We start from the raw sequence: 20885 nt of genomic DNA, 5'->3' as shown, positions 1-20885 counted from the left end.
TCCGGGAGGCCGCGACGAGCCCGGAAACCGGAGGCGCCGACGACGCGGATCCGCGATCGGCCGGCGGCTCCCGGTTCCGGGCCCCGCAGGCCCGGCATGACGGAGCTTCTGAATACGCTTCTCACGCAAAGGCGGGGCCGGATCGCTCCGGCCCCGCGCGGTCGTATCAGATCCGCGCCTCAGGCGCGCTTCTTCTGGTCCTTCTCGTCGACCTCCTGGAAGTCGGCGTCGATGACGTCGTCCTTCTTCTCGGAGGCCGCCGCCTCGGCACCCGCATCCGGGCCGGCCGCCTGGTTGGCGGCGTACATGGCCTCGCCGAGCTTCATCGAGGCCTGCATCAGTTCCGTGGTCCGGGCCTTGATGGTCTCGACGTCGTCGCCCTCCAGCGCGGTCTTGAGCGCGGTCATCGCGGTCTCGATCGCGCCCTTGTCGGCGGCCGGGACCTTGTCGCCGTACTCGGTCACCGACTTCTCGGTGGCGTGGATCAGGCTCTCGCCCTGGTTCTTCACCTCGACGAGCTCGCGCCGCTTCTTGTCGGCCTCGGCGTTCGCCTCGGCGTCCTTCACCATCCGGTCGATGTCGGCGTCCGACAGGCCACCCGAGGCCTGGATGCGGATCTGGTGCTCCTTGTTGGTCGCCTTGTCCTTGGCCGTCACGTTAACGATGCCGTTGGCGTCGATGTCGAAGGTCACCTCGATCTGCGGCATGCCGCGGGGCGCCGGCGGGATGCCGACGAGGTCGAACTGGCCGAGCAGCTTGTTGTCGGCCGCCATCTCGCGCTCGCCCTGGAAGACCCGGATCGTGACCGCGTTCTGGTTGTCTTCCGCCGTCGAGAAGGTTTGGGACTTCTTGGTCGGGATCGTGGTGTTGCGGTCGATGAGCCGGGTGAACACGCCGCCCAGCGTCTCGATGCCCAGCGACAGCGGGGTCACGTCCAGCAGCAGCACGTCCTTGACGTCGCCCTGGAGCACGCCGGCCTGCACGGCGGCGCCGATGGCCACGACCTCGTCGGGGTTCACGCCCTTGTGGGGCTCCTTGCCGAAGAAGGACTTCACCACCTCCTGGATCTTCGGCATGCGGATCATGCCGCCGACCAGCACCACCTCGTCGATCTCGGAGGCCGACACGCCGGCATCCTTGAGCGCCTTGCGGCAGGGCTCGATCGTGCGCTGCACCAGATCGTCGACGAGCGACTCGAACTTCGCGCGGCTGAGCTTCAGCGCGAGGTGCTTCGGGCCGGTGTTGTCGGCGGTGATGTAGGGCAGGTTGATCTCGGTCTGGGTGGCCGAGGACAGCTCGATCTTCGCCTTCTCGGCGGCCTCCTTGAGGCGCTGGAGGGCGAGCTTGTCCTTGGTCAGGTCGATGCCCTGTTCCTTCTTGAACTCGGCCGTCAGGTACTCGACGATCCGGTTGTCGAAGTCTTCGCCGCCCAGGAAGGTGTCGCCGTTCGTCGACTTCACCTCGAAGACGCCGTCGCCGATCTCCAGGATGGAGACGTCGAAGGTGCCGCCGCCGAGGTCGTAGACCGCGATCGTGCCGGACTTCTTCTTGTCGAGGCCGTAGGCGAGCGCCGCCGCGGTCGGCTCGTTGATGATGCGCAACACCTCGAGGCCCGCGATCTTGCCGGCGTCCTTGGTGGCCTGACGCTGGGCGTCGTTGAAGTAGGCCGGGACCGTGATGACCGCTTGCGTGACCGGCTGGCCGAGATGCGACTCGGCAGTCTCCTTCATCTTCTGCAGGGTGAAGGCGGAGATCTGCGAGGGCGAGTACTTCTTGCCGTCCGCCTCGACCCAGGCGTCGCCGTTGTCGCCGCGGGCGATCTTGTAGGGCACGAGGCCCTTGTCCTTCTGGGTCATCGGGTCGTCGTAGGTCCGGCCGATGAGCCGCTTGATGGCGAAGAACGTGCGCTCGGGGTTCGTGACCGCCTGGCGCTTGGCCGGCTGGCCGACGAGCCGCTCGCCGTCGTCCGTGAAGGCGACGATGGACGGCGTGGTGCGCGCGCCTTCCGAATTCTCGATGACCTTGGGCTGCGTGCCTTCCATCACGGCCACGCAGGAATTGGTGGTGCCGAGGTCGATGCCGATAACTTTACCCATGGTGGGATCCCTCTTTGTGTCGCGTTCAAGCAGACCGCCGAGCCCCGAAGCAGCTCGGCCCATGGCGGTGTCGGGGGTGATGTGAGTATGGGACCCGGGCCGGATCAAGGGCCGTGAACGGCTGAAACCCAGCGCGCAATCCCGCGTCGAGGGCGATATAAGAAGCCCGTTCCGGGCCCGCAAGGCGAAGCCTGCGCGGCGGGATCGGCCCCGCGGATCCGCGCCATCCCCTTGGCATTCCGGCAGGATCTCGCCGCACCGCCGGCGCCGGCCCGGTGGCGTGGCTGCATTTTGTTGCTCCGCTGCCACGTCGGCGCCATCGACGGCGTGTTAACGTTTCGACAAGGGGTTGCGCGTGGCCCCGCCACTTCGTGTCCCCGTCGTAGAGTCCGATGCGCCCGACCCGCAGCCTCCTGCTCCCGATCCTGGCGGTCGCCGTCGCGGCGCCCGGGATGCTCGCCGCGCCCCCCGCGCGGGCCCAGAACTTCTTCGAGCGCCTGTTCGGCATCAAGCCGGAACGGCCGCCGGTGCCGCCGCGCGGCCTGCCGGAGCCGGCGCCCGTCCCGGGGGCCCCGGGCGAGCCGGGCCCGCCCGCGGCGGCTCCCGAGGCGCCCCGGCCTGCCCCAGTCCCGGCCCGCCCGGTCGTGCTGAAGACGCCCTCTGAGGACGGCGTGATCGGCCAGGAGCTGCAGCTCAACGGCCTCTCCGGATCCCTGAAGCTGGAGCGTTCCGGCACCGCCGTCACGGCGCGGATCAAGCTGCCGGGGACCAAGATCTCGCAGCCGGCGGATTCGTGCACGGTGCCGCTCGCGGGCGGCAATCCGGTGGCGCTCACCGCCGAGGGCAAGCCCGAGGGCGTGCCCCGCTTCGAGGCCGCCGGGGCCGAGTGCCCGCTGCGCTTCGACGTGACCGACGGCGGCGTCCTGGTCTCGAGCCTGGGTTCGGGCCCGGTCTGCACCTTCTCGGCGGCGGATTGCGCGACCACGCCGGTCGGCCTCTGGGGGCCGGGCGCCGCCACCCTGATCCCGCGGGCCGGCGAGTTCGACACCGCCCGCGGCGTGGCCGACAAGGCCGTCCGGGACAATTACAAGCTGATGACCCAGCGGGCCCGGCGCGAGGATGTCCGGCCGATCGTCAGCGAACAGGCGGCGTTCTCGTCGGACCGGGAGCAGCTCTGCCGCACCTACGCGCGCGAGGGCACGCACGGGTTCTGCCATCTGCGGGTGACGGAGAACCGCGCCCTGGCCCTGGCCACCCGGCTCGGCGCCAACACGGCGACGCCTACCGCCTCCGTGGCGCCCCGCCGGCCGCGGCCCAAGCCCGCGGTCGAGGGCATGAACCCGGACGCGGTCGGCGGCGGCGACGCCGTTCCGGAGTAAGGCCGCCCGGTGACGGCCAGCGGCCCGGCGCAACCGTCGTTGCGAGCGGAGCGAAGCAATCCAGGAACGCTACGCCGGCCAGCATCGCGCTGCCCTGGACTGCTTCGCTGCGCTCGCGAAGACGCCGTGCCGCCCTGGCGAGCGCGCCCGGCTCAGGCCCGGCCGGCGGTCATCGACAGCATCGCCGGGTCGATGCCGTTCGCCCGCAGGGCGAGGTCGTACTTGGCGTCGAGGTCGGCGTTGAAGATCAGGGCCGGGTCGGCCGGGCAGTTGAGCCAGCCGTTGGCCATGATCTCGCTCTCCAGCTGCCCGGCCTGCCAGCCGGCGTAGCCGAGCGCCAGCACGGCGCTAGCCGGCCCCTCGCCGCTGGCGATGGCGCGAAGGATCTCCACGGTCGCGGTCAGGCAGATGCCGTCGTCGATGATCAGCGTCGATTGCTGGATGTGGAAATCGTCGCTGTGGAGCACGAAGCCGCGCCGTCCCTCCACCGGGCCGCCCATCAGGACCGGCATGTGGCCGACCCGCTCGCGCAGGCGGATCGCGTCCGCCTCGGGCGCCACGTCGAGCTGGACCAGCAGGTCCGGCATGCTGATGTCGGTCGCCGCCTTGTTGACGATGATGCCCATGGCCCCGTCGGCGGAATGGGCGCAGATGTAGATCACCGAGCGCGCGAAGCGCTCGTCGGCCATGCCGGGCATGGCCACGAGGAACTGCCCGTCGAGGAAGTGCGGGCCCGCCAGCTCCGTGCGGAGCGGCGCCGCCTTCCCGGCCTGGGACGACGCTGCCGACATGGGATCGGGCCTGCGGTGCGGAGGGTGCGCCATGCGTCCATGCTACGCCGCGCCCCTCCGTTGTCCAGCGGGCAAAAGGGACGCAGCAAGCCTCCCCCAAGCTTGTGCGGGTCTCAATCCCTGTCCCACAATACCCGGGTCGGTCCGCGTCGCGGCCGTCGCGGTCACCGTTGAGGCTCGCTGGTCATGGCGGATGTCGCACCCGCTCCCACCTTCGACATCGAGGAGCAGCGGGCGCGGATCGAGCGGTCCCAGGAGGAGACCCGCAAGTTCGTTGCTGAGCAGCACAAGCTGATCGCCGAGCAGGCGAAGCTGCTGGCCGAGCAGGCCAAGCTCGGCCGTGACCGGGCCCTGGCGCCCTGGCAGGTGGCCCTCTCGGGCATGGCGGCGGGAGCGGCCTTCTTCGGGGCCGGGGCGGCCTTCATCAAGCTGATCGGCCCGTGAGGGCGGTGCAAGCCGGAGCTGGCCGCATCCTCGACAGGCACCCCCTGCCACGCTAGGTCAGGCGCGCTGCTCACGCGCGCCATCCCAGCGCGCGACAACGAGGGACCCGCGATGATCCAGGTCGGCGACCACCTGCCCCAGGCCACCTTCCGGGTGATCGGCCCCGAGGGCCCGATCGCGCGCACCACCGACGACGTGTTCAAGGGCCGGCGCGTGGTCTTGATCGGCGTGCCGGGCGCGTTCACCCCCAGCTGCCACCGCAACCACCTGCCGGGCTTCGTCACCCACAAGGACGAGATCCTCGGGCGCGGTATCGACGCCATCGCGGTGACGAGCGTCAACGACGTGTTCGTGCTCGACGCGTGGTCGAAGGCGAGCGGCGCCGAGGGGCTGGAATTCCTCGCCGACGGCAACGCCGATTTCGCCAAGGCCCTCGGCCTGGAGATGGACGGCACCGGCTTCGGCCTCGGGATGCGCTCGAAGCGCTACTCGATGCTGGTCGAGGACGGCGTCGTCCGGATCCTCAACGTCGAGGAGACGCCCTCGAAGGCCGAGGCGTCCGGCGCCGAAGCACTGCTGAAGGTCCTCTGAGGACGCCGCCGGCCGCAGATCGGCCCTCTTAAGGCCACGTTCCGTCCGCTTGTGTCGCCGGGCTCTGCCCGGAGACCGGCCCGAGGACCGCATGGCCTTCCTGAACGACCTGCCCATCGCCGACCTGATCGCGAATTACGGATACATCGCGATCTTCGTGATCATCACTCTCGAGAGCGCCGGCGTGCCGTGCCCCGGCGAGACGGTGCTGATCTCGGCCGCCGTCTACGCCGGCAGCACCGGGAACCTGAACATCGGACTGGTCATCGCCGCGGCGGCGACGGCCGCGATCCTGGGCGACAATGTCGGCTACTGGGCGGGGCGGCGCTGGGGCATGCCGCTGCTGCTCCGCTACGGCCATCTCATCGCCCTCGACCACGGGCGGCTCAAGCTCGGCCAGTACCTGTTCCGCCAGCACGGCGGGAAGATCGTGTTCTTCGGCCGCTTCACCGCGATGCTGCGTGCCTACGCGGCCCTGCTCGCCGGGGTCAACCGCCTGGACGCGCGCCGCTTCTTCGCCTTCAACGCCCTCGGCGGCGTCGTCTGGGCTGGCAGCATGGGCATCGGCTCGTACTATTGCGGGCGCCAGATCGAGCACATCGTCGGCCCGGTGGGCCTGACCCTGCTCGCCCTGGTGGTGTTCGGCGGCCTGGCCCTGTGGCTGTTCGTGCGCCGCCACGAAGCGCGCCTGCTCAGCGAGGCGGAGATCGCCATCCCCGGCCCGCTCGCCTGACGGGCATCACGTCTCCGCGAGGTCGAACGCCTCGATCGCCTCGAGGGCGTCGTGGTGCAGGAGGAGGACGCCGGTGGCCGTGGCGAGCCGGCGCGCCGCCGGCGTGAAGCCGGCGTTCGACACCACGGCGGCCCGGTCCCCGTCCCAGTAGCGCAGGGCCGCGGCGGCTTCCTGCACGGCGGCGTTGCCCACGGGCTTGCTCAGCCGCTTGCACTGCACGACGAGGCGCAGCCCGTCCCGCACCGCCACGATATCGGCGCCCTGGTCGCCGCTCGCCGGCGTCCGGTGCGCCCGCCAGCCCGCCCGGACCAGGCGCTCGGCGCAGTAGCGCTCGTAGTCCAGCCCGTCCCCGGGCGCCTCGTCCTCCTCCGGGAGCGCGACGGCGGCGGCCTCGGCCTCGACGATCGCCAGCATCCGCGCGTGCTCCGCCTCGGCGAGGTCGGCGAAGCGCGGGCCGAGCTGCGGCAGGACGGTCCGCTCGAGGAAATAATCGCGCTCGCGCAGCCAGCCGTCCTCGATCCGGTTGCCGTAGGGGTCGGTGTAGCTCTCCTGCCGCCGCCGCAGCGCCAGCGTCTCGGCATGGGCGCGGGCGATCCGGCGCACCCGGGCCCGGAACCGGCGCGGGCGCCCGAGATGCCGCAGCAGGACGAGCGCGAGGGCGAGTCCCGTCGCGGCGAGCGCCGGCCGGCCGTACCAGAGCCCGAAGGGAAGGCCGATCACGGCCGTCCAGAACAGGCGGGCGACGAGGCTGGGCTTGCCGGGCATCGGGTCTCGGGGGCGCTGACGGGCCCCCGACCCTCGCAAGCGCGGCTTGCCCGATGCCTAACCCGCCTGCGAAAGCTGTGGACGCGGGCGCGGATGAGAGCGCCGCGCCGTCAGCCCTTCCGGCGCTGGTGGCCGAGGCCCATGCTCTTGGCGAGGCTGGACCGCGCCGCGGCGTAGTTCGGCGCCACCATCGGGTAGTCGGGCGGCAGGCCCCACTTTCCCCGATACTCCTCGGGCGTCAGGTTGTAGTGCGTCCGCAGGTGGCGCTTCAGCGACTTGAACTTCTTGCCGTCCTCCAGGCAGACGATGAAGTCGGGCTGGACCGAGCGCCGGACCGGCACGGCCGGCCGCAGCTGCTCCGCCGGCGGGGCGGACGGCTCGCCGAGCCCGTGCAGCGTCGCGTGGATGGCCGCGATCAGCCCCGGCAGTTCCGGCGCGGGGACCGGATTGTTGCTCACGAAGGCCGACACGATGTCGACGGACAGCGTGAGATAGTCCGGTTGCCCTTCACCCGTGGCGTCCATCCCGTAACCTCCAATCGATCCCAGCCGGCCACCGACGCCGGCCGGGATCTGTCTCTGCTCGACCCGATACAGGGTAGTTAATGGGCAGTTACTATGGTGGTGTGAATTCAATAGCAAGTCCAATCCACACATGCCCACAAGTGCCGTCTTAGAGTGGATAAATGGCGCCCGATATTGAACAAAAGGAGATCTGGAGACCGCGCTCGCGTCGACCAAGCGATTTCCGGCCGGCGCGTGCCGACCGGGCGTTGCAGGCGCGCCGGATCGCGCCATCTGGGAGGGCGGCGGGCGCCCCGGCGCCTCGTCCGTTCGGACGTGAGCGAGAGGCCAGATGCGTGCCGCCAGGAATGGCCTGCGGGACCGCGTCCCGTGACGATGTCGTGAGCCGCCGGTCGTGAGCACCTACCGGTTCGACAAACTGCTGGCGCCCCGCTCGATCGCCCTGGTCGGGGCGGTGGGGCGCGAGGGCTCGCTGGGGCGCAGCGTGCTCGACAGCCTGCGCGCCGCGGGCTTTCCCGGCGCGATCATGCCGGTCCAGCCCGATCAGGCCGCCGTCGAGGGGCTGGCCTGCGTGCCGCGGGTCGCGGATCTGCCCGCCGCCCCCGACCTCGTCCTGATCGCGGTGCCGCCGCCGAGCGTGCCCGAGGTCGTCGCGCAGGCCGCCGCGATCGGCGCCGGGGCGGCCGTGATCCTCACGGCGCGGCTCGGATCCGGGCCGGAGGATCCCGGTCCGGTCGCCCACGGGATCGCCCGCGCCCACGGCCTGCGCCTGCTCGGGCCCGACAGCGCCGGCTTGGCGGTTCCGGGCGCCAGGCTCAACGCCAGCCTGTTCGCCCAAGCGCCCGAGGCCGGCGACCTCGCCCTCGTCTCGCAATCCGGCACGGTCGCGGCCGCCATCGTCGCCTGGGGCGCCCGCCACGGCACGGGCTTCTCGGCGGTGCTGTCGCTCGGCAGCGTCCTCGACATCGGCGTGGCCGACTGCCTCGACCACTTCGCCGCCGATTTCCGCACCCGCGCGATCCTGCTCTGCCTCGACCGGGTCGCGGATGCCCGCCGGTTCATGTCGGCCGCCCGCGCCGCGGCCCGGGCCAAGCCCGTCGTGGTCCTGCGGGCCGGCCGGCACCGGCCCGACACCCGCGCCGCCGTCACCCATACCGGCGCCCTGGCCCGCCCGGACGCGGTCTACGCCGCGGCCTTCCGGCGGGCCGGCCTGCTGGCCGTGCCGGACCTCGACGCGATGTTCTCCGCCGTGGAGACCCTGGGGCGGCAGCGGCCGTTCCCCGGTCACCGGCTGGCGATCGTGTCCAACGGCCGCGGCATCGGCCTCCTCGCGGCGGACCGGCTGATCGAGCGGGCCGGGACCCTGGCGGCGCCCGCCGAGGCGGAGGGCCGCGCGCCGGGAAACCCCCTCGACCTCGGCGTCGACGCCGCCGGTCCGGCCTTCGCGTCCGCGCTGACGCCGCTGCTGACGGATCGGACGAGCGACGCCGTGCTGGCGATCCACGTGCCGACGATCCGCTCGGAGGCCGGCGCGGTGGCCGAGGCCGTCGCCGCGACGGTCAAGGCCGCCCGCGCCGGCCAGACCCGCAAGAAGCCGGTCTTCGCGGTCACGCTGGGCGACGCGGAGGCGGCGCGCGAGACCTTCGCGCAGGCCGGGATCCCGCATTTCACCACCGATTCCGAGGCGATCGAGGGCTTCCTGCACCTCGTGCGCTACCGCGAGGCCCAGGACGACCTGATGCGCACGCCGGACTCGCTGCCGCGGGACTTCTCCCCCGACACGGCGCGGGCCCGCTCGATCGTCGCCGGCGCCCTGCGCCAGGGCGCCGCGTGGCTCGACCCGGTGGCGGTGAACGGCCTCCTGCAGGCCTACGGGATCCCGACCGTCCCGATCACGCTCGCCCCCGACACGGACGCGGCCGCGGCGGCCGCGTGGCCGATCATCGCGGCGGGCGGGACGGTGGCGCTGAAGGTCGTCTCGCCGGACATCGTGCACAAATCCGACATCGGCGGCGTCCACCTCGACCTGACCAGCGAGGCCGACGTCGCGGAGGCCGCCCGCAGCATCCTGGCCCGCGCGCGCCGGGAGCGGCCCGACGCCCGGGTCACCGGCTTCGCCGTGCAGCCGATGGTCCGCCGCGGCCAGCGCCGGGAGCTGATCGCCGGGCTCGCGGAGGACGCGGTGTTCGGCCCGGTGGTGGTGTTCGGCCGGGGCGGGACCGCCGTGGAGGTGATCGACGACCGCGCCCTCGGCCTGCCGCCGCTCGACCTGACCCTGGCGCGCGATCTCATTGCCCGCACCCGGGTCGCGCGCCGCCTGGAGGCCTACCGCGACGTGCCGGCGGCCGATCTCGGGGCGATCGCGCTGACGCTGGTGAAGCTGTCCCAGCTCGCCGCCGACCTGCCGCAGGTGCGCGAGCTCGACATCAACCCGCTCCTGGCCGACGAGACCGGCGTGCTGGCCCTCGACGCCCGGGTCCGGATCGGGCGCGCCGAGCGTGGCGACTACGGCAGCGCCCACGGCCGCGGCCACCCGCGCTTCGCGATCCGGCCCTATCCGGCCGAGTGGATCCGCACGCTCAACCTCAAGGACCGGACCGTGCGGGTGCGGCCCGTGCGCCCGGAGGACGAGGGCCTCTTCCTGGCCTTCTTCAAGGGTCTTGATCCGGAGGACCTGCGGCTGCGGTTCTTCGGGCCGGTGCGCGAGTTCAGCCACGCCTTCCTGGCCCGCCTGACGCAGCTCGACTACGCCCGCGCCATCGCGTTCGTGGCCACGGAGATCGGGCCGGGCGGCGGCGAGCGCATGCTCGGTGCGGTCCGGCTCCACGCCGACGCCAACCACGAGAGCGGCGAGTACGCGATCGCGGTGGGCCGCGACGCCCGCGGGACGGGCCTCGCCTTCGCGCTGATGCGCCTGATGATCGACTGGGCGCGCTCCGAGGGGATCGGCCGGGTCGAGGGCACGGTGCTGGCCGAGAACCGACCGATGCTGGCGGTGTGCCGCCGCCTCGGGTTCACGCAGGGGCGCGACCCGGACGATCCGGGCCTCGTGAAGGTGCACCTCGATCTCGCAACCGGCTAGCGGCGCGGCGAGGCCCGACCCGGCGCCGGCCGCGCCGGTGCCGGGGCGCGCGGCTCAGTGGCCGCTGTCGGTCGCGTTGCGGGTGGTCTCGTAGAGGAACCACGTCCGCTCCTCGGACTGGTCGATCCACTCCTCGAGCTGCGAGGTGGTCGCCACGTCGCCGGCCTCGTCGGTGACCCCGTGGAGCGTCCGCATGTTGGCGGTGAGGGCCTTGTTGTCGTCGCGCAGCTCCTTGAGCATGTCGAGGGGCGAGACGTACTCGGCATCGTTGTCGGCCACGCGGGTCAGGCTCTTGGCCTGGCCGAGCGAGCGCAGGACCGTGCCGCCGATCTTGCGGGCGCGCTCGTTCACCGCGTCGATGATCTCGAAGATCTGGGCCGACTGCTCGTCCAGCAGCAGGTGGTAGTCGCGGAAATGGGGCCCGCTCATGTGCCAGTGGAAGTTCTTGGTCTTGATGTAGAGGGCGAACAGGTCCGAGCTCAGGACGGTCAGGCCCTCGGCGATCGTCCGGACGTCGCTCGGATCGAGGTCGGTCGGGGTGTTGAGGCGCGCACTCTCGATGCGGCTGCTCGGCTTGGCCTTGGCCATGGTCGTCTCCAATGCGATTCGCTGGCTCGGCGCGCCGCTCCGTCACTCCGCGGAGGGGCGGACGCGCTTTCTGCAGGCCAATGGCCGGCCCGCCGGGATGTTCCGGCGTGCCGAGAATCGCATGGCTGGGTTGGCTTTAGCGGATAGGTTCGACGGATTCCAAACTGCGGTGCTCGGTGGCGGGCCGCTCCGGCGACGGCTTCGCCGGTGCGGGCCTGACCGGCGCGGGCCCGACCGTCGCGGGCTTGGCCGCGGCAGCCCGCGCGGGAGCCGGCTTCGCGTCGTGGGCCGCACCGGGCCGGGGCGGGACCGGCGCGGGGGCGGGGGCCGGCTTCGCGGCGTCCGCGCCCGCCGCGGGCGGGATCGCGCCGGTGGCGGCGGGCTCGGGCGCCGGCGTGTCGAGGTTGTAGATGTCGTCGCGGAAATGCGCCTTCCCGTCCGGCGTGGCGAAGCCGGTGAGGTACACGAAGGTGACCGGGATCGGCTTGGTGAGCTTGATGTCGCGGCGCTCGCCGTCGGCGATGCCGGTCTCGATCTCGATCGGCCCCCAGTTCGTGCCGGGCCCGTTGGGGCCGTCCGTGCCCTGCAGCAGCCAGCCGACCAGCTCCTTCACCTGTCCGACCCGGACGCAGCCGTGGCTGTGGAAGCGCACGCTCGCGGCGAAGAGCGACTTCGCCGGCGTATCGTGCATGTAGACGGCAAAGCGGTTCGGCATGTCGATCCGCACCTGGCCCAGCGAATTGTCGAGGCCGGAATCCTGGCGCAGCGTGTAGTTGACGGCCTTCTGGCCCGCCCAGTCGATCCGGGTCGGGTCGACCTCGCCCGCCGGGCCCAGGATCCGGATGCGGTTCTTGGCGAGGTAGCCCGGGTTCTTGCGCATCGCCGGGATGATCTCGTTCTTCACCACCGAGGCGGGGACGGTCCAGGTCGGGTTGAAGTTGATGTCGGTGATCCGCGTCTCGACGGACGGCGTCGCCTTGTCGGGGGAGCCGACCACCGCGACGTAGCGGCGCGCCACGGCGCCGTTCTCCACCGCCTCCACGGCGGCGGACGGGATGTTGACCACCACGTAGCGCTCGCCGAACGGGAATTTCGAGCCCATCAACCGGGCCGCGGAGGCGGCGAGCTGGCGCTGGCGCACCGCGGCCGGCACGTTGAGCGCGTTGATCGTGAGCCGGCCAAGGATACCGCTGTCGGGCAGGCCGTGGCGGCCCTGGAAGGCGGCGATCGCCGCCACCAGGGGCGGGTCGAGGCGGTCGTTCGCGGGCGCATCCGCCGGCAGGTCGCCGGTCAGCGTCAGGTGGTGGCGCAGGGCGGGGATCGCCGGGTGGCGCTCGCCGGGCTTGAGGCGCGCGAGATCGTCTGGCAGCCGCTCCCAGCCCCCGGCCTCCGCGAAGGCCGCGTAGCGCTCGGCCGCCCGGAGCGTGTCGAGGAACGTCCGCGGCGTCAGCGTCGGGTTCGGGTCGGCGGAGACCTTGGCGTAGACCAGCGGCGCCGGCTCGCGGGACCTCTTCGCAGCTTCCTGAGGCTTGGCCGGCTGGGACTTGGTCTCGGCCGATCGGGCGTCGGACGCCTTGCTCTCCGACGCCTTGCCGTCCTGGGCCTTCGCGTCCTGTGCCCTGGCATCCTGCGCCTTGCCCTGCGCCGGGACGGGCTCCGGCGCGGCCTCGGTCGCCCGGGGCTCGGCCGGCCTGGTCTCGGCCGGCCTGGTGTCGGCCCACTTGGCCTCCGCCGGCTTGCCGGCCGCGCCCTTCGCCTCACCCTTCGCCTCCGGTGCGCGGGGCTCCTGGCTCTTCGCGGTCTCGCCCGCGGCGGGCGGCACCGCGACCGGCGCGGCGAGCGGCGGCACCGGCGCGGGGCCGCCCTGCGCCGCGCCGGTCCCCTGCGCCAGGGCGACGCCGGGCGCTCCGAGCAGGGCCAGCAGGGACAGGCCCGCACCCAGCGCGGCGTGCGGGCGGGCGTGACGGCGGGGCTGGACCGGGACCATACGCAACACTCCCGACGCGCTCAGGCGGCGCGACCGGGCCGGATGATGGGCCGGCGTGGTTACCAATCTCCTCCGACCCCGAGAGCGGGCAGGATCGGGATTCACGATCCCGCCATTGATTCATCCGCGTGTGACGGCGCGGATGTCGGTCGGCGTGAACGTCGCGCTCATACATTCATGCGTTGCTGGCTCCGGCGCCCACGTCTTTGCGAGCGGAGCGAAGCGATCCAGACGGCGCGACGCCGCCCGTCGTCGCGCTGCCCCGGGTCACTTCGCTCCGCCCGCGATGACGGAGTAGGACACCTTCATTTAAGCGTTCCGTCGGACACCGCGTGGCCGGGCCGCCACGGCTGCCCAGGCCCGGACAGGAGATCGGTCCCCAGCATGCCGGATTCCGGTGATCCGATCCCGAGGACGATGCCCTACCTGCCGCAGCTCGACGGGGTGCGGGCGCTCGCCATCCTGATCGTGTTCGCGGCCCATTGCGGCTACGGCCACGTAGTGCCGGGCGGCTTCGGCGTGACCGTCTTCTTCTTCCTCAGCGGCTACCTGATCACCACGCTCCTGCGGATCGAGCGGGCGCGGACCGGGACGGTGTCGCTTCCCGCCTTCTACCTCCGGCGGAGCCTGCGCATCCTGCCGCCCATGTACCTGACCCTGCTCGCCTCCGGCGCGCTCTACGCGGCGGGGTGGCTCGACTGGATGCCGGTCGCGCCGGCGGCGGTCCTCGGGCAGGCGACCTTCCTGACGAACTATCCCGGCCTGTTCGGCACCGAGGCGGTGCTGCCGGTGCCGCTCTGGAGCCTCGCCATCGAGGAGCACTTCTACCTCGTCTTCCCGCTGGTCTTCCTGCTCTGGCTCGGGCGCCTGCGGCCGCGCCGCGCGGCCCTGGCCTGCCTGGGGCTCTGCGCGGCCGTGCTGGCGATCCGGTGTGTCAACGTCTGGCGGCTGCCGGATTACAGCCTGAACTACAGCTGGACCCACACCCGGATCGACGCGATCCTGTTCGGGTGCTGCCTCGGGCTGTGGAACAACCCGGTGATCCCGGCCGACCGCGCGTGGCGCCCCGCGCCCTGGCACGTCGCGGCGAGCCTCGCGGTGATCCTCGGGACCCTGGCGGTCCGCGATCCCGCCTTCCGGGAGAGTCTGCGCTACACGCTCCAGAGCGCCGCCCTGTTCGTGCCCTTCGCGTACCTGCTGCACGGCGAGGGACCTCTGGTGCGGCTGCTGGCCAGCCGGCCGATGCGCCGGCTCGGTCTCTGGTCCTACAGCTTCTACCTCGCGCACATGACCGTGGTGGCCCTGGTGCTGCACCTGCGGCCCGGGCTGCACGGCGTCGGCCTGATGCTGGCGGCCTTCCCGGTGACCCTGCTGTGGTGCTGGGGGATTTACGGCCTCGTCGAGCGCCCCTGCGCGCGCCTCCGCCGCCGGCTCCTGGCGGACCGGCCGCCGGAGCCGAGCCTGGCCGAGGACGGCCGCCGGGCCGGCGTCACGCCCGCCTGAGCTTCTCGCGGGCGGCCCTGTGATCGGGCGCGGCCTCGAAGGCCGCCTTCATCGCGTGCCACAGGGGCTTGCGCCGGAACTGCGCGTCGAGCGGCAGCGCCCGCTGCGGCAGGCCGTCGGGCCGCTTGCGGTAGGGGTGGTCGTTCAGCCACGTGTCCGGGTCGTAGATGTCCCAGGTCAGGACGTCGAGGCAGGCGGGCTCGTCCAGCACCACGTCGAGGTAGCGGCGGGCGTAATCGGCCACCATCCGGTCGCGGGTCGCCACGTCGGACGGGAAGGCGCGGTCGTCGATGTCGAGCTCGGTGATCTCGATGCCGAGGCCCATCTGGCCGATCTCCCGCAGGAAGCGCCGCAGCTGGCCCTGGTCGATCGGGATCGTGCTGGTGAGGTGCGATTGCAGCCCGAAGCGCCGGATCGGCACGCCCCGGGACCGCATCGCCTCCAGGCGGCGCAGGACCTTGGTGCGCTTGGCCTCCATCCAGGGCGCGCCCTGCTCCACCGCGTCCTCGTTCCACGTGCCGGCCGCCGCGGGGTCGGTCTCGTGCAGGATCCGGAAGGCGAGGTCGACGTAGCCGGGCCCGATCGCGGCGAGCCAGGGCGAGTCGCGCAGGCCGCCGCCGCGGTCTGGGTCGGACTCGTTGCCGAGGATCTCGTTGACCACGTCCCAGGCGACGATCTGGCCGCGGTAATGGCCCGCCACCGTCTCGATCCAGCGCCGCATGAAGTCCTCGGCCTGGACGGCGCTCGCCCGGCCGAGCAGCGGTCCGACCCAGGGCGGCAGCGCCGCGTGCCAGACGAGCGTGTGGCCGCGCATGCGCTGGCCGTTTCCCCTCGCGAAGCGCAGGATGGCGTCGCCGCGGGCGAAGTCGGTCTTGCCCGGCGCCGGCAGGACCTCCTCCATCTTCATCTCGGTGCCGCAGACGAGGATGCCGCATTCCCGCGCCACCGCCTGCCGGTAGGCGGGCGTCGCGTCGAAGCGGTGGAACGGCACCTCGCAGCCGTATGTCAGGCCCTTGGCGGCCGCGGCGGCCTGGAGGCTGTCGGCCGACCAGGACGGCCGGCCGAGGGGACCGAACCCCGCCGGGCCGGCCGCGCGCGCCGCGCCGGCGAGGCCGAGGGCGGCCGCGCCGGCGAGGATCGACCGGCGGTGCGGGAGAGGGGGCATCCGGGTGCTTCGTTCCGTGACGTGCCCGCCACCCTAGCAGAAGCCGCCGCGGCGGCGATCCGCTGGTTCTGCCGGGGCGGCGCGGGACTGCGGCGCGAACTCGCCTTCCGCCCGAGGCGCCCCATCTGATGGGCGCCCGTCAGCCGAGGATCCGTCATGAGCCAGCACCCCGCGATCAGCCCCGGTCGCAGCGCGGTCGTCACCGGGGCTGCGAGCGGCATCGGGCTCGCCGCCGCGCAGGCCTTCGCCCGGGCCGGCATGAACGTCTGGCTCGCCGACCTGCCGGGGCCGGCCCTGGACGCGGCCCGGGCCGCCGTCGCCGAACTCGCCGCCGTCGAGGTGCGCGCCGTGCCCACCGACGTGTCGGACCGGGGCGCCGTCGAGGCCCTGGCGACCGCCGTCTCCAAGGGCGGGCCGCCCGCCCTGGTGATGCTGAATGCCGGGATCGAGGCCGGCGGAAAACTGTTCTCCGACGCCGACACCTGGACGCGGATCCTGGGCACCAATCTCGGCGGCGTGGTCAACGGCATCCACGCCTTCGCGCCCGGCATGATCGAGGGCGGCAAGCCCGGGGCGATCATCGTCACGGGTTCGAAGCAGGGCATCACCACCCCGCCGGGCAACGCGCCCTACAACGTCTCGAAGGCGGGCGTGAAGGCGGTCACCGAGGCGCTCGCCCACGAGCTGCGCAACCGGGAGGGCTGCCACACCACGGCCCACCTGCTGATCCCGGGCTTCGTCTACACGGGCCTCACGAAGGCCCGCGGCGTCGCGGAGAAGCCCGCCGGGGCCTGGACGCCCGACGAGACCGTGGCCTTCCTGCTGGACCGGCTCGCCGCCGGCGATTTCTACATCCTCTGCCCGGACAACGAGACCACCCGCGCCCAGGACGCGAAGCGGATCGCCTGGGCGTCCGGCGACATCGTCGAGAACCGGCCCGCCCTCTCGCGCTGGCATCCGGACTACGCCGAGGCGTTCAAGCGGTACATGGCGGGGTGACCCGCGCGGCCTCGCGCTGCCCTGGGTCACTTCGCTCCGCTCGTGATGACGGAGTGTGTGAAGGCGGCCTGGGGGGCCGCGATGAGCCAGACAACGCCGTCTTTGCGAGCGCAGCGAAGCAATCCAGGGATCCGCGACGCCGGACCCGTTCACGCGAGATCGGGATACAGGTCGTTCCAGTCCGGATTCATCGCCTCGATCAGGGCGAGCTTCTTCTTCCGTGAGCCCGCCTTGATCTGCTTCTCGCGGGTGATGGCCTCATTCATCGTGGGATAGCGCTCGTACCAGACGAGGCGTTGGCAAGCGTAGCGGCTCGTGAAACCGGGAAGCAGCCCCTCCCGGTGCTCGTGGACCCGCCGTGCGAGGTCCGAGGTCACGCCGGTGTAGAGCGTGCCGTTGCGGCGGCTCGCCATAATGTAGACGGCCGGCTCGCGCATCGTGCTGTCCTTCGGCGCCGCCGCGCTGCCCTGGGTTGCTTCGCTGCGCTCGCAAGGACGGAGCGTGGCAGCGTGGACTTGCCCGGATCTGTCCCGGCCGCCCCCTGAACCGGACAGCGCTGGCCTGCGCCCCTCGTCTGGCGAAGCCCTTGCACACGGGCTAGGTCAGTGCGACGCAGCCGCCGCACGAGACCAGCGCACGACACCCGGGAGCCGCACTTGGCCACGATCATCCCCGTCGCTTCCTTCGACTGCGTCGTGTTCGGCGCTACCGGCGATCTGACCGCGCGCAAGCTCCTGCCGGCCCTGTTCTACCGATTCCGCGACGGCCAGATCCCCGAGACCAGCCGGATCATCGGCGCCTCGCGCTCGGAACTGTCCCTCGACGCCTTCCGCGAGCACGCCCGCGACGCGCTCAAGCGCTTCGTGCCGGCGGCCGACCTGTCCGACGACATGCTCCACCGCTTCCTCGACCACGTCGACTACGTCGCGGTGGACGGGGCCGGCGACAGCGGCTGGACCGACCTCGTCGCCAAGCTCGACGAGCGGCCCGACCAGGTCCGGCCCTACTACCTCGCCACCTCGCCCGACCTCTACGGCTCGATCTGCCGCAACCTCGCCGCCCACGGGCTCGTCGGCGAGAAGTCCCGCGTCGTGCTGGAGAAGCCGATCGGCAAGGACCTGAAATCGGCCCGGGCGATCAACGACGCGGTCGGCGAGGTCTTCCCCGAATCGCAGATCTTCCGGATCGACCACTATCTCGGCAAGGAGACGGTCCAGAACCTGCTCTCGCTCCGCTTCGCCAACACGATCTTCGAGCGGCTCTGGACCTCCGACGTGATCGACCACGTCCAGATCACGGTCGCCGAGACGGTGGGGGTCGAGGGCCGGGCCGGCTACTACGACACGTCGGGCGCGATGCGCGACATGCTGCAGAACCACATCCTGCAGCTCCTCTGCCTCACCGCCATGGAGAGCCCGCTCAATCTCGAGGCGAACTCCGTCCGCGACGAGAAGCTCAAGGTGCTGCGCGCCCTGAAGCCGATCACCAGCCAGGACATCCCGCTGGTGACGGTGCGCGGCCAGTACGTGGCGGGCGCCGTCGACGGCAAACCGGTCGAGGGCTACCTCGCCGAGCTCGGCCACGAGAGCCGGACCGAGACCTTCGTGGCCATGAAGGTCGAGATCCAGTCCGGGCGGTGGGCCGGGGTGCCGTTCTACCTGCGCACCGGCAAGCGCCTGCCCCAGAAGCTCTCCGAGATCGTGGTGCAGTTCCGCGCCTCGCCGTTCTCGATCTTCCCCGAGGAGGCCTTCGGCCGCGAGCCCAACCGCCTCGTGATCCGCCTGCAGCCGCAGGAGGGCATGAAGCTCGAGGTGATGACCAAGGATCCGGGGCCCGGCGGCCTGCGGCTGCGCCCGACCGACCTCGACATCTCCTTCGAGGAGACCTTCAAGCAGCGCTACCCCGACGCCTACGAGCGCCTGCTGATGGACGTGGTCCGCGGCAACGCGACGCTGTTCATGCGCCGCGACGAGGTCGAGGCGGCCTGGGCCTGGGCGGACGGCGTGCTCAAGGCCTGGGCCGACCGGCCCGAGGCGCCGCGGCCCTACCCGGCCGGGAGCTGGGGCCCGACCGCCGCCATCGCGCTGATCGAGCGCGACGGCCGGACGTGGCACGAGGAGCTGCGGTAAGGACGTTCGGCGGCCCACGGCCAAGCTGCCTTGATACCGTCAAGCCGGATGTGAAATCTGTCGGCGCTGCCGGCGACCGCCCCGCCAGAGGGTGGAGACGGCGCAGCACGAGGGATCATCACATGCTGGACCATCATCGGGACGCGGCCGTCCAGGCCGAGCGTCGCCTGGAGCGTTCGGTCGCCGCCGCCCTGCGCGTCATCGCGGCCGCCCACGACGAGCGGCAGGCCCCGCCGGTCAGCGCGGCCCGCCGCCGCCTGAGCGAGGTCTACGGCGCCACCCGCCTGGCCCGGCGCCTGGAGCAGGAGCGCCGGACCGCCTGAGACACGCCGTCTTCGCGAGCGCGGCGACGCGATGACGGAGCCTAGACGGCGGCGTCCCAGGTCTCGCTGAGGGGGACGGTTCCGCGGACCAGCCGGGCGCGCAGCACGACGTCGCCCGGCGGCACCGGCTCCGGCGGGCGCCACTCGACGTAGATCCGCCAGCCTCCGGTCTGCGGCACGAAGTTGGCCACCGGATCGTGCAGCGTGCCGGCGCTGGCCGAGACCTCCGCGGCGACCGCGTCGTCGGGACCCTTCGGCAGGCCCGGACCCTCGAAGTCGATGACGCAGAGCCGCCGCCGCGGGTCGGGCGGGTTCGACGGGCGCAGGCGCTCCGCCGAGCCGAGCCGCGTCGACGTCACCCGGGCGAGGGCGGTCTCCGGGATCGCCGGCACGGGCTCGGCCCCCACCGTGGTCAGCCCGTAGCTGACGTGCAGCGGCGCGCCGGGCTGCGCCGGGGCCGCCGGCACGAAGGCCGCCACGATGTTGTCCATGTACTCCTCGCCCGACGGGATCTCGAAGAGCTGCACGGCGCCGTCCGCGAAGGCGCCCCCGGCGGAATCCGGCGCCACCCACAGGCCCGGCCGCGCCTCGTGGCGCGCCTCCACGTCGAGGTAGGCCGCGAAGCTCCGCTCCCGCTGCAGCAGCCCGAAGCCGGCGAGCGGCCGGGCCGCGAAGGCGGAGATCTGCGGCTGCGCCCGCCCGTTGACCAGGGGGCGCCAGATCCGGTCGATCCGCGCCGGGTCGGCCCCGGCCGCGACGCAGAGCCCGTCGGAATCGTGCACCTGCGGCCGGAAATCGTCGAACGGCTTGGCGCCCCGGGCCCCGGGCCCATTCTGGCCGTACAGGAACATGCTGGTGAGCGGCGCCAGCCCGAGCTTCGGGAGCGCCCGGCGCGGGTGGAGCGCTGCCGTGACGGCGATCCGGGCCGGGTCGCCGGGCGCGATCTCGAACCGGTAGGCGCCGGCCACGCTCGGGCTGTCGAGGAGGGAGAGCACCGTGAGGGTGCGCGCCTCCGGCTCCGGCTCGCAGATCCAGTGGGCCACGAAGTCGGGAAATTCCTCACCCTCCGGCGCGCCGGTGCCGATGGCGAGGCCCCGGGCCGAGAGCCCGTATTCCTGGTTGGCCGCGCGCAGGCGGAAGTAGGAGGCGCCCAGGAAGACGAGGAACTCCTCCTGGAAACCCTTCGGCCGCCAGGCGGGCGTGTCCGGGAAGGCGTAGTGCAGGCGGAAGCCCGCGAAGCCGAGATCCGCCGGGAAGCCCTGGCCGGCGAGCCGCGTGCCCAGGTCGAACAGCCCCGTGTCGTAGGGGATCGGCCGCGCGGGCCCCCGGAGCGGCTGGAGGTGCAGCGCCACGCGCCGGCGCTGCAGGAAGCCGCGGTGGAACAGCTGGGCGCTGAAATGCGCGCCGAGCCGCAGGCCCGCGTCCGGCCGGAAGGTGATCGCCCGGTAGCCGTCGTAGTCGAGGGCGGCGAGCGCCGGCGGCAGGTCCTCGGGCGGCGGGGCGTAGGGCGCTGCGGCGCGCCGCGCCGCCTCGGCCGAGAGGGTCTCGAAGGTCATCGCGTCGCCCTGCGGCGGAAGCGCCGGCCCGGCCCACGTTCTGGACCCATTCAGATCCGTCGCGCTAGGTAGAACCGTGCCGGCAGCCGCGGCCAGGACTGTTCGAAGAACGCGGCGCCGGGAGGGGGGATTGATCCGTTCGGCTTCCGGCGGCCTGGGCTGCCGGGTCGGCTCCGTATCCTCACCCCGCACATCGGTATCCACGGTCATCGGTTCCCGGCCCCGCACGG

General features: G+C 72.4%; 18 protein-coding genes. 9 read left to right on the top strand and 9 right to left on the bottom strand.

What is annotated here, in order from left to right; translation table 11 throughout:
• Positions 1–179 precede the first annotated feature (179 nt).
• Positions 180–2096, bottom strand: a complete 1917-nt coding sequence (dnaK, locus tag LXM90_RS27680; protein ID WP_020093828.1) for a molecular chaperone DnaK — start codon at positions 2094–2096, stop codon at positions 180–182.
• Positions 2097–2488: 392 nt separating this feature from the next.
• On the opposite strand from dnaK, the gene LXM90_RS27675 reads away from it, so the two are divergent.
• Positions 2489–3475 (top strand): hypothetical protein, encoded by a 987-nt coding sequence (locus LXM90_RS27675; protein ID WP_020093827.1) that lies wholly within the window; start codon positions 2489–2491, stop codon positions 3473–3475.
• Between the two features lie 152 nt (positions 3476–3627).
• On the opposite strand, the gene LXM90_RS27670 is transcribed toward LXM90_RS27675, so the two are convergent.
• Positions 3628–4266 carry a YqgE/AlgH family protein gene (locus LXM90_RS27670; RefSeq protein WP_091979976.1) on the bottom strand — a complete coding sequence of 213 codons (639 nt, stop codon included), beginning with the start codon at positions 4264–4266 and terminating at the stop codon, positions 3628–3630.
• 186 nt (positions 4267–4452) lie between these two features.
• Here LXM90_RS27670 and LXM90_RS27665 point away from each other — a divergent pair, with 186 nt between their 5' ends.
• From LXM90_RS27665 to LXM90_RS27655, 3 genes are all read left to right on the top strand, one after another.
• Complete coding sequence (locus LXM90_RS27665) at positions 4453–4710, top strand: hypothetical protein (protein ID WP_020093825.1); 258 nt, start codon at positions 4453–4455, stop codon at positions 4708–4710.
• A gap of 111 nt (positions 4711–4821) precedes the next feature.
• Complete coding sequence (locus tag LXM90_RS27660; RefSeq protein WP_091979978.1) at positions 4822–5301, top strand: peroxiredoxin; 480 nt, start codon at positions 4822–4824, stop codon at positions 5299–5301.
• A gap of 91 nt (positions 5302–5392) precedes the next feature.
• Complete coding sequence (locus tag LXM90_RS27655; protein ID WP_091681812.1) at positions 5393–6034, top strand: DedA family protein; 642 nt, start codon at positions 5393–5395, stop codon at positions 6032–6034.
• 6 nt (positions 6035–6040) lie between these two features.
• Here LXM90_RS27655 and LXM90_RS27650 read toward each other — a convergent pair whose 3' ends face one another.
• Entirely contained in the window at positions 6041–6799 is a 759-nt protein-coding gene (locus tag LXM90_RS27650) for a restriction endonuclease (protein WP_020093822.1), read from the bottom strand.
• A 110-nt stretch (positions 6800–6909) separates the two neighbouring features.
• Positions 6910–7323: a MucR family transcriptional regulator gene (locus LXM90_RS27645; RefSeq protein ID WP_020093821.1), complete on the bottom strand. Its 414-nt coding sequence runs from the start codon at positions 7321–7323 to the stop codon at positions 6910–6912.
• A gap of 394 nt (positions 7324–7717) precedes the next feature.
• Between LXM90_RS27645 and LXM90_RS27640 the strand changes: the two genes are divergently transcribed.
• Positions 7718–10405, top strand: coding sequence for a bifunctional acetate--CoA ligase family protein/GNAT family N-acetyltransferase (locus tag LXM90_RS27640; RefSeq protein WP_020093820.1), 2688 nt, complete (start codon positions 7718–7720; stop codon positions 10403–10405).
• Positions 10406–10459: 54 nt separating this feature from the next.
• Here LXM90_RS27640 and LXM90_RS27635 read toward each other — a convergent pair whose 3' ends face one another.
• Both LXM90_RS27635 and LXM90_RS27630 read right to left on the bottom strand, forming a co-directional pair.
• Positions 10460–10993: a Dps family protein gene (locus LXM90_RS27635; protein ID WP_020093819.1), complete on the bottom strand. Its 534-nt coding sequence runs from the start codon at positions 10991–10993 to the stop codon at positions 10460–10462.
• A gap of 136 nt (positions 10994–11129) precedes the next feature.
• Positions 11130–12980: a L,D-transpeptidase family protein gene (locus LXM90_RS27630; RefSeq protein WP_234081328.1), complete on the bottom strand. Its 1851-nt coding sequence runs from the start codon at positions 12978–12980 to the stop codon at positions 11130–11132.
• Positions 12981–13364: 384 nt separating this feature from the next.
• Between LXM90_RS27630 and LXM90_RS27625 the strand changes: the two genes are divergently transcribed.
• The gene (locus LXM90_RS27625; RefSeq protein ID WP_020093817.1) at positions 13365–14483 is read left to right on the top strand and encodes an acyltransferase family protein; all 1119 of its coding nucleotides are present in this window, start codon (positions 13365–13367) and stop codon (positions 14481–14483) included.
• Here the strand turns inward: LXM90_RS27625 and LXM90_RS27620 are convergent.
• Complete coding sequence (locus tag LXM90_RS27620) at positions 14470–15648, bottom strand: endo-1,4-beta-xylanase (protein WP_103985850.1); 1179 nt, start codon at positions 15646–15648, stop codon at positions 14470–14472. The genes LXM90_RS27625 and LXM90_RS27620 overlap by 14 nt on opposite strands.
• A 156-nt stretch (positions 15649–15804) precedes the next feature.
• Here LXM90_RS27620 and LXM90_RS27615 point away from each other — a divergent pair, with 156 nt between their 5' ends.
• Complete coding sequence (locus LXM90_RS27615) at positions 15805–16647, top strand: SDR family NAD(P)-dependent oxidoreductase (protein WP_020093815.1); 843 nt, start codon at positions 15805–15807, stop codon at positions 16645–16647.
• Positions 16648–16796: 149 nt separating this feature from the next.
• On the opposite strand, the gene LXM90_RS27610 is transcribed toward LXM90_RS27615, so the two are convergent.
• Positions 16797–17084: a GIY-YIG nuclease family protein gene (locus tag LXM90_RS27610; RefSeq protein ID WP_020093814.1), complete on the bottom strand. Its 288-nt coding sequence runs from the start codon at positions 17082–17084 to the stop codon at positions 16797–16799.
• Positions 17085–17303: 219 nt separating this feature from the next.
• Here LXM90_RS27610 and zwf point away from each other — a divergent pair, with 219 nt between their 5' ends.
• On the top strand, positions 17304–18776 hold the full coding sequence (gene zwf / locus LXM90_RS27605) for a glucose-6-phosphate dehydrogenase (RefSeq protein WP_020093813.1): 1473 nt from the start codon (positions 17304–17306) through the stop codon (positions 18774–18776).
• A gap of 122 nt (positions 18777–18898) precedes the next feature.
• Positions 18899–19099, top strand: coding sequence for a hypothetical protein (locus LXM90_RS27600; RefSeq protein ID WP_020093812.1), 201 nt, complete (start codon positions 18899–18901; stop codon positions 19097–19099).
• 41 nt (positions 19100–19140) lie between these two features.
• Here LXM90_RS27600 and LXM90_RS27595 read toward each other — a convergent pair whose 3' ends face one another.
• Positions 19141–20655, bottom strand: coding sequence for a glucan biosynthesis protein (locus LXM90_RS27595; protein WP_020093811.1), 1515 nt, complete (start codon positions 20653–20655; stop codon positions 19141–19143).
• Positions 20656–20885: the final 230 nt, after the last annotated feature.

The organism is Methylobacterium oryzae (assembly GCF_021398735.1).
Lineage (GTDB): Bacteria > Pseudomonadota > Alphaproteobacteria > Rhizobiales > Beijerinckiaceae > Methylobacterium.
This window is presented reverse-complemented; position numbering and strand designations above follow the sequence as displayed.

Coding starts and splice junctions, on each gene's coding strand:
- dnaK (WP_020093828.1), bottom strand. CDS start 2,096: ATGGGTAAAGTTATCGGCATCGACCTCGGCACCACCAATTCCTGCGTG.
- LXM90_RS27675 (WP_020093827.1), top strand. CDS start 2,489: ATGCGCCCGACCCGCAGCCTCCTGCTCCCGATCCTGGCGGTCGCCGTC.
- LXM90_RS27670 (WP_091979976.1), bottom strand. CDS start 4,266: ATGTCGGCAGCGTCGTCCCAGGCCGGGAAGGCGGCGCCGCTCCGCACG.
- LXM90_RS27665 (WP_020093825.1), top strand. CDS start 4,453: ATGGCGGATGTCGCACCCGCTCCCACCTTCGACATCGAGGAGCAGCGG.
- LXM90_RS27660 (WP_091979978.1), top strand. CDS start 4,822: ATGATCCAGGTCGGCGACCACCTGCCCCAGGCCACCTTCCGGGTGATC.
- LXM90_RS27655 (WP_091681812.1), top strand. CDS start 5,393: ATGGCCTTCCTGAACGACCTGCCCATCGCCGACCTGATCGCGAATTAC.
- LXM90_RS27650 (WP_020093822.1), bottom strand. CDS start 6,799: ATGCCCGGCAAGCCCAGCCTCGTCGCCCGCCTGTTCTGGACGGCCGTG.
- LXM90_RS27645 (WP_020093821.1), bottom strand. CDS start 7,323: ATGGACGCCACGGGTGAAGGGCAACCGGACTATCTCACGCTGTCCGTC.
- LXM90_RS27635 (WP_020093819.1), bottom strand. CDS start 10,993: ATGGCCAAGGCCAAGCCGAGCAGCCGCATCGAGAGTGCGCGCCTCAAC.
- LXM90_RS27630 (WP_234081328.1), bottom strand. CDS start 12,980: ATGGTCCCGGTCCAGCCCCGCCGTCACGCCCGCCCGCACGCCGCGCTG.
- LXM90_RS27625 (WP_020093817.1), top strand. CDS start 13,365: ATGCCGGATTCCGGTGATCCGATCCCGAGGACGATGCCCTACCTGCCG.
- LXM90_RS27620 (WP_103985850.1), bottom strand. CDS start 15,648: ATGCCCCCTCTCCCGCACCGCCGGTCGATCCTCGCCGGCGCGGCCGCC.
- LXM90_RS27615 (WP_020093815.1), top strand. CDS start 15,805: ATGAGCCAGCACCCCGCGATCAGCCCCGGTCGCAGCGCGGTCGTCACC.
- LXM90_RS27610 (WP_020093814.1), bottom strand. CDS start 17,084: ATGCGCGAGCCGGCCGTCTACATTATGGCGAGCCGCCGCAACGGCACG.
- LXM90_RS27600 (WP_020093812.1), top strand. CDS start 18,899: ATGCTGGACCATCATCGGGACGCGGCCGTCCAGGCCGAGCGTCGCCTG.
- LXM90_RS27595 (WP_020093811.1), bottom strand. CDS start 20,655: ATGACCTTCGAGACCCTCTCGGCCGAGGCGGCGCGGCGCGCCGCAGCG.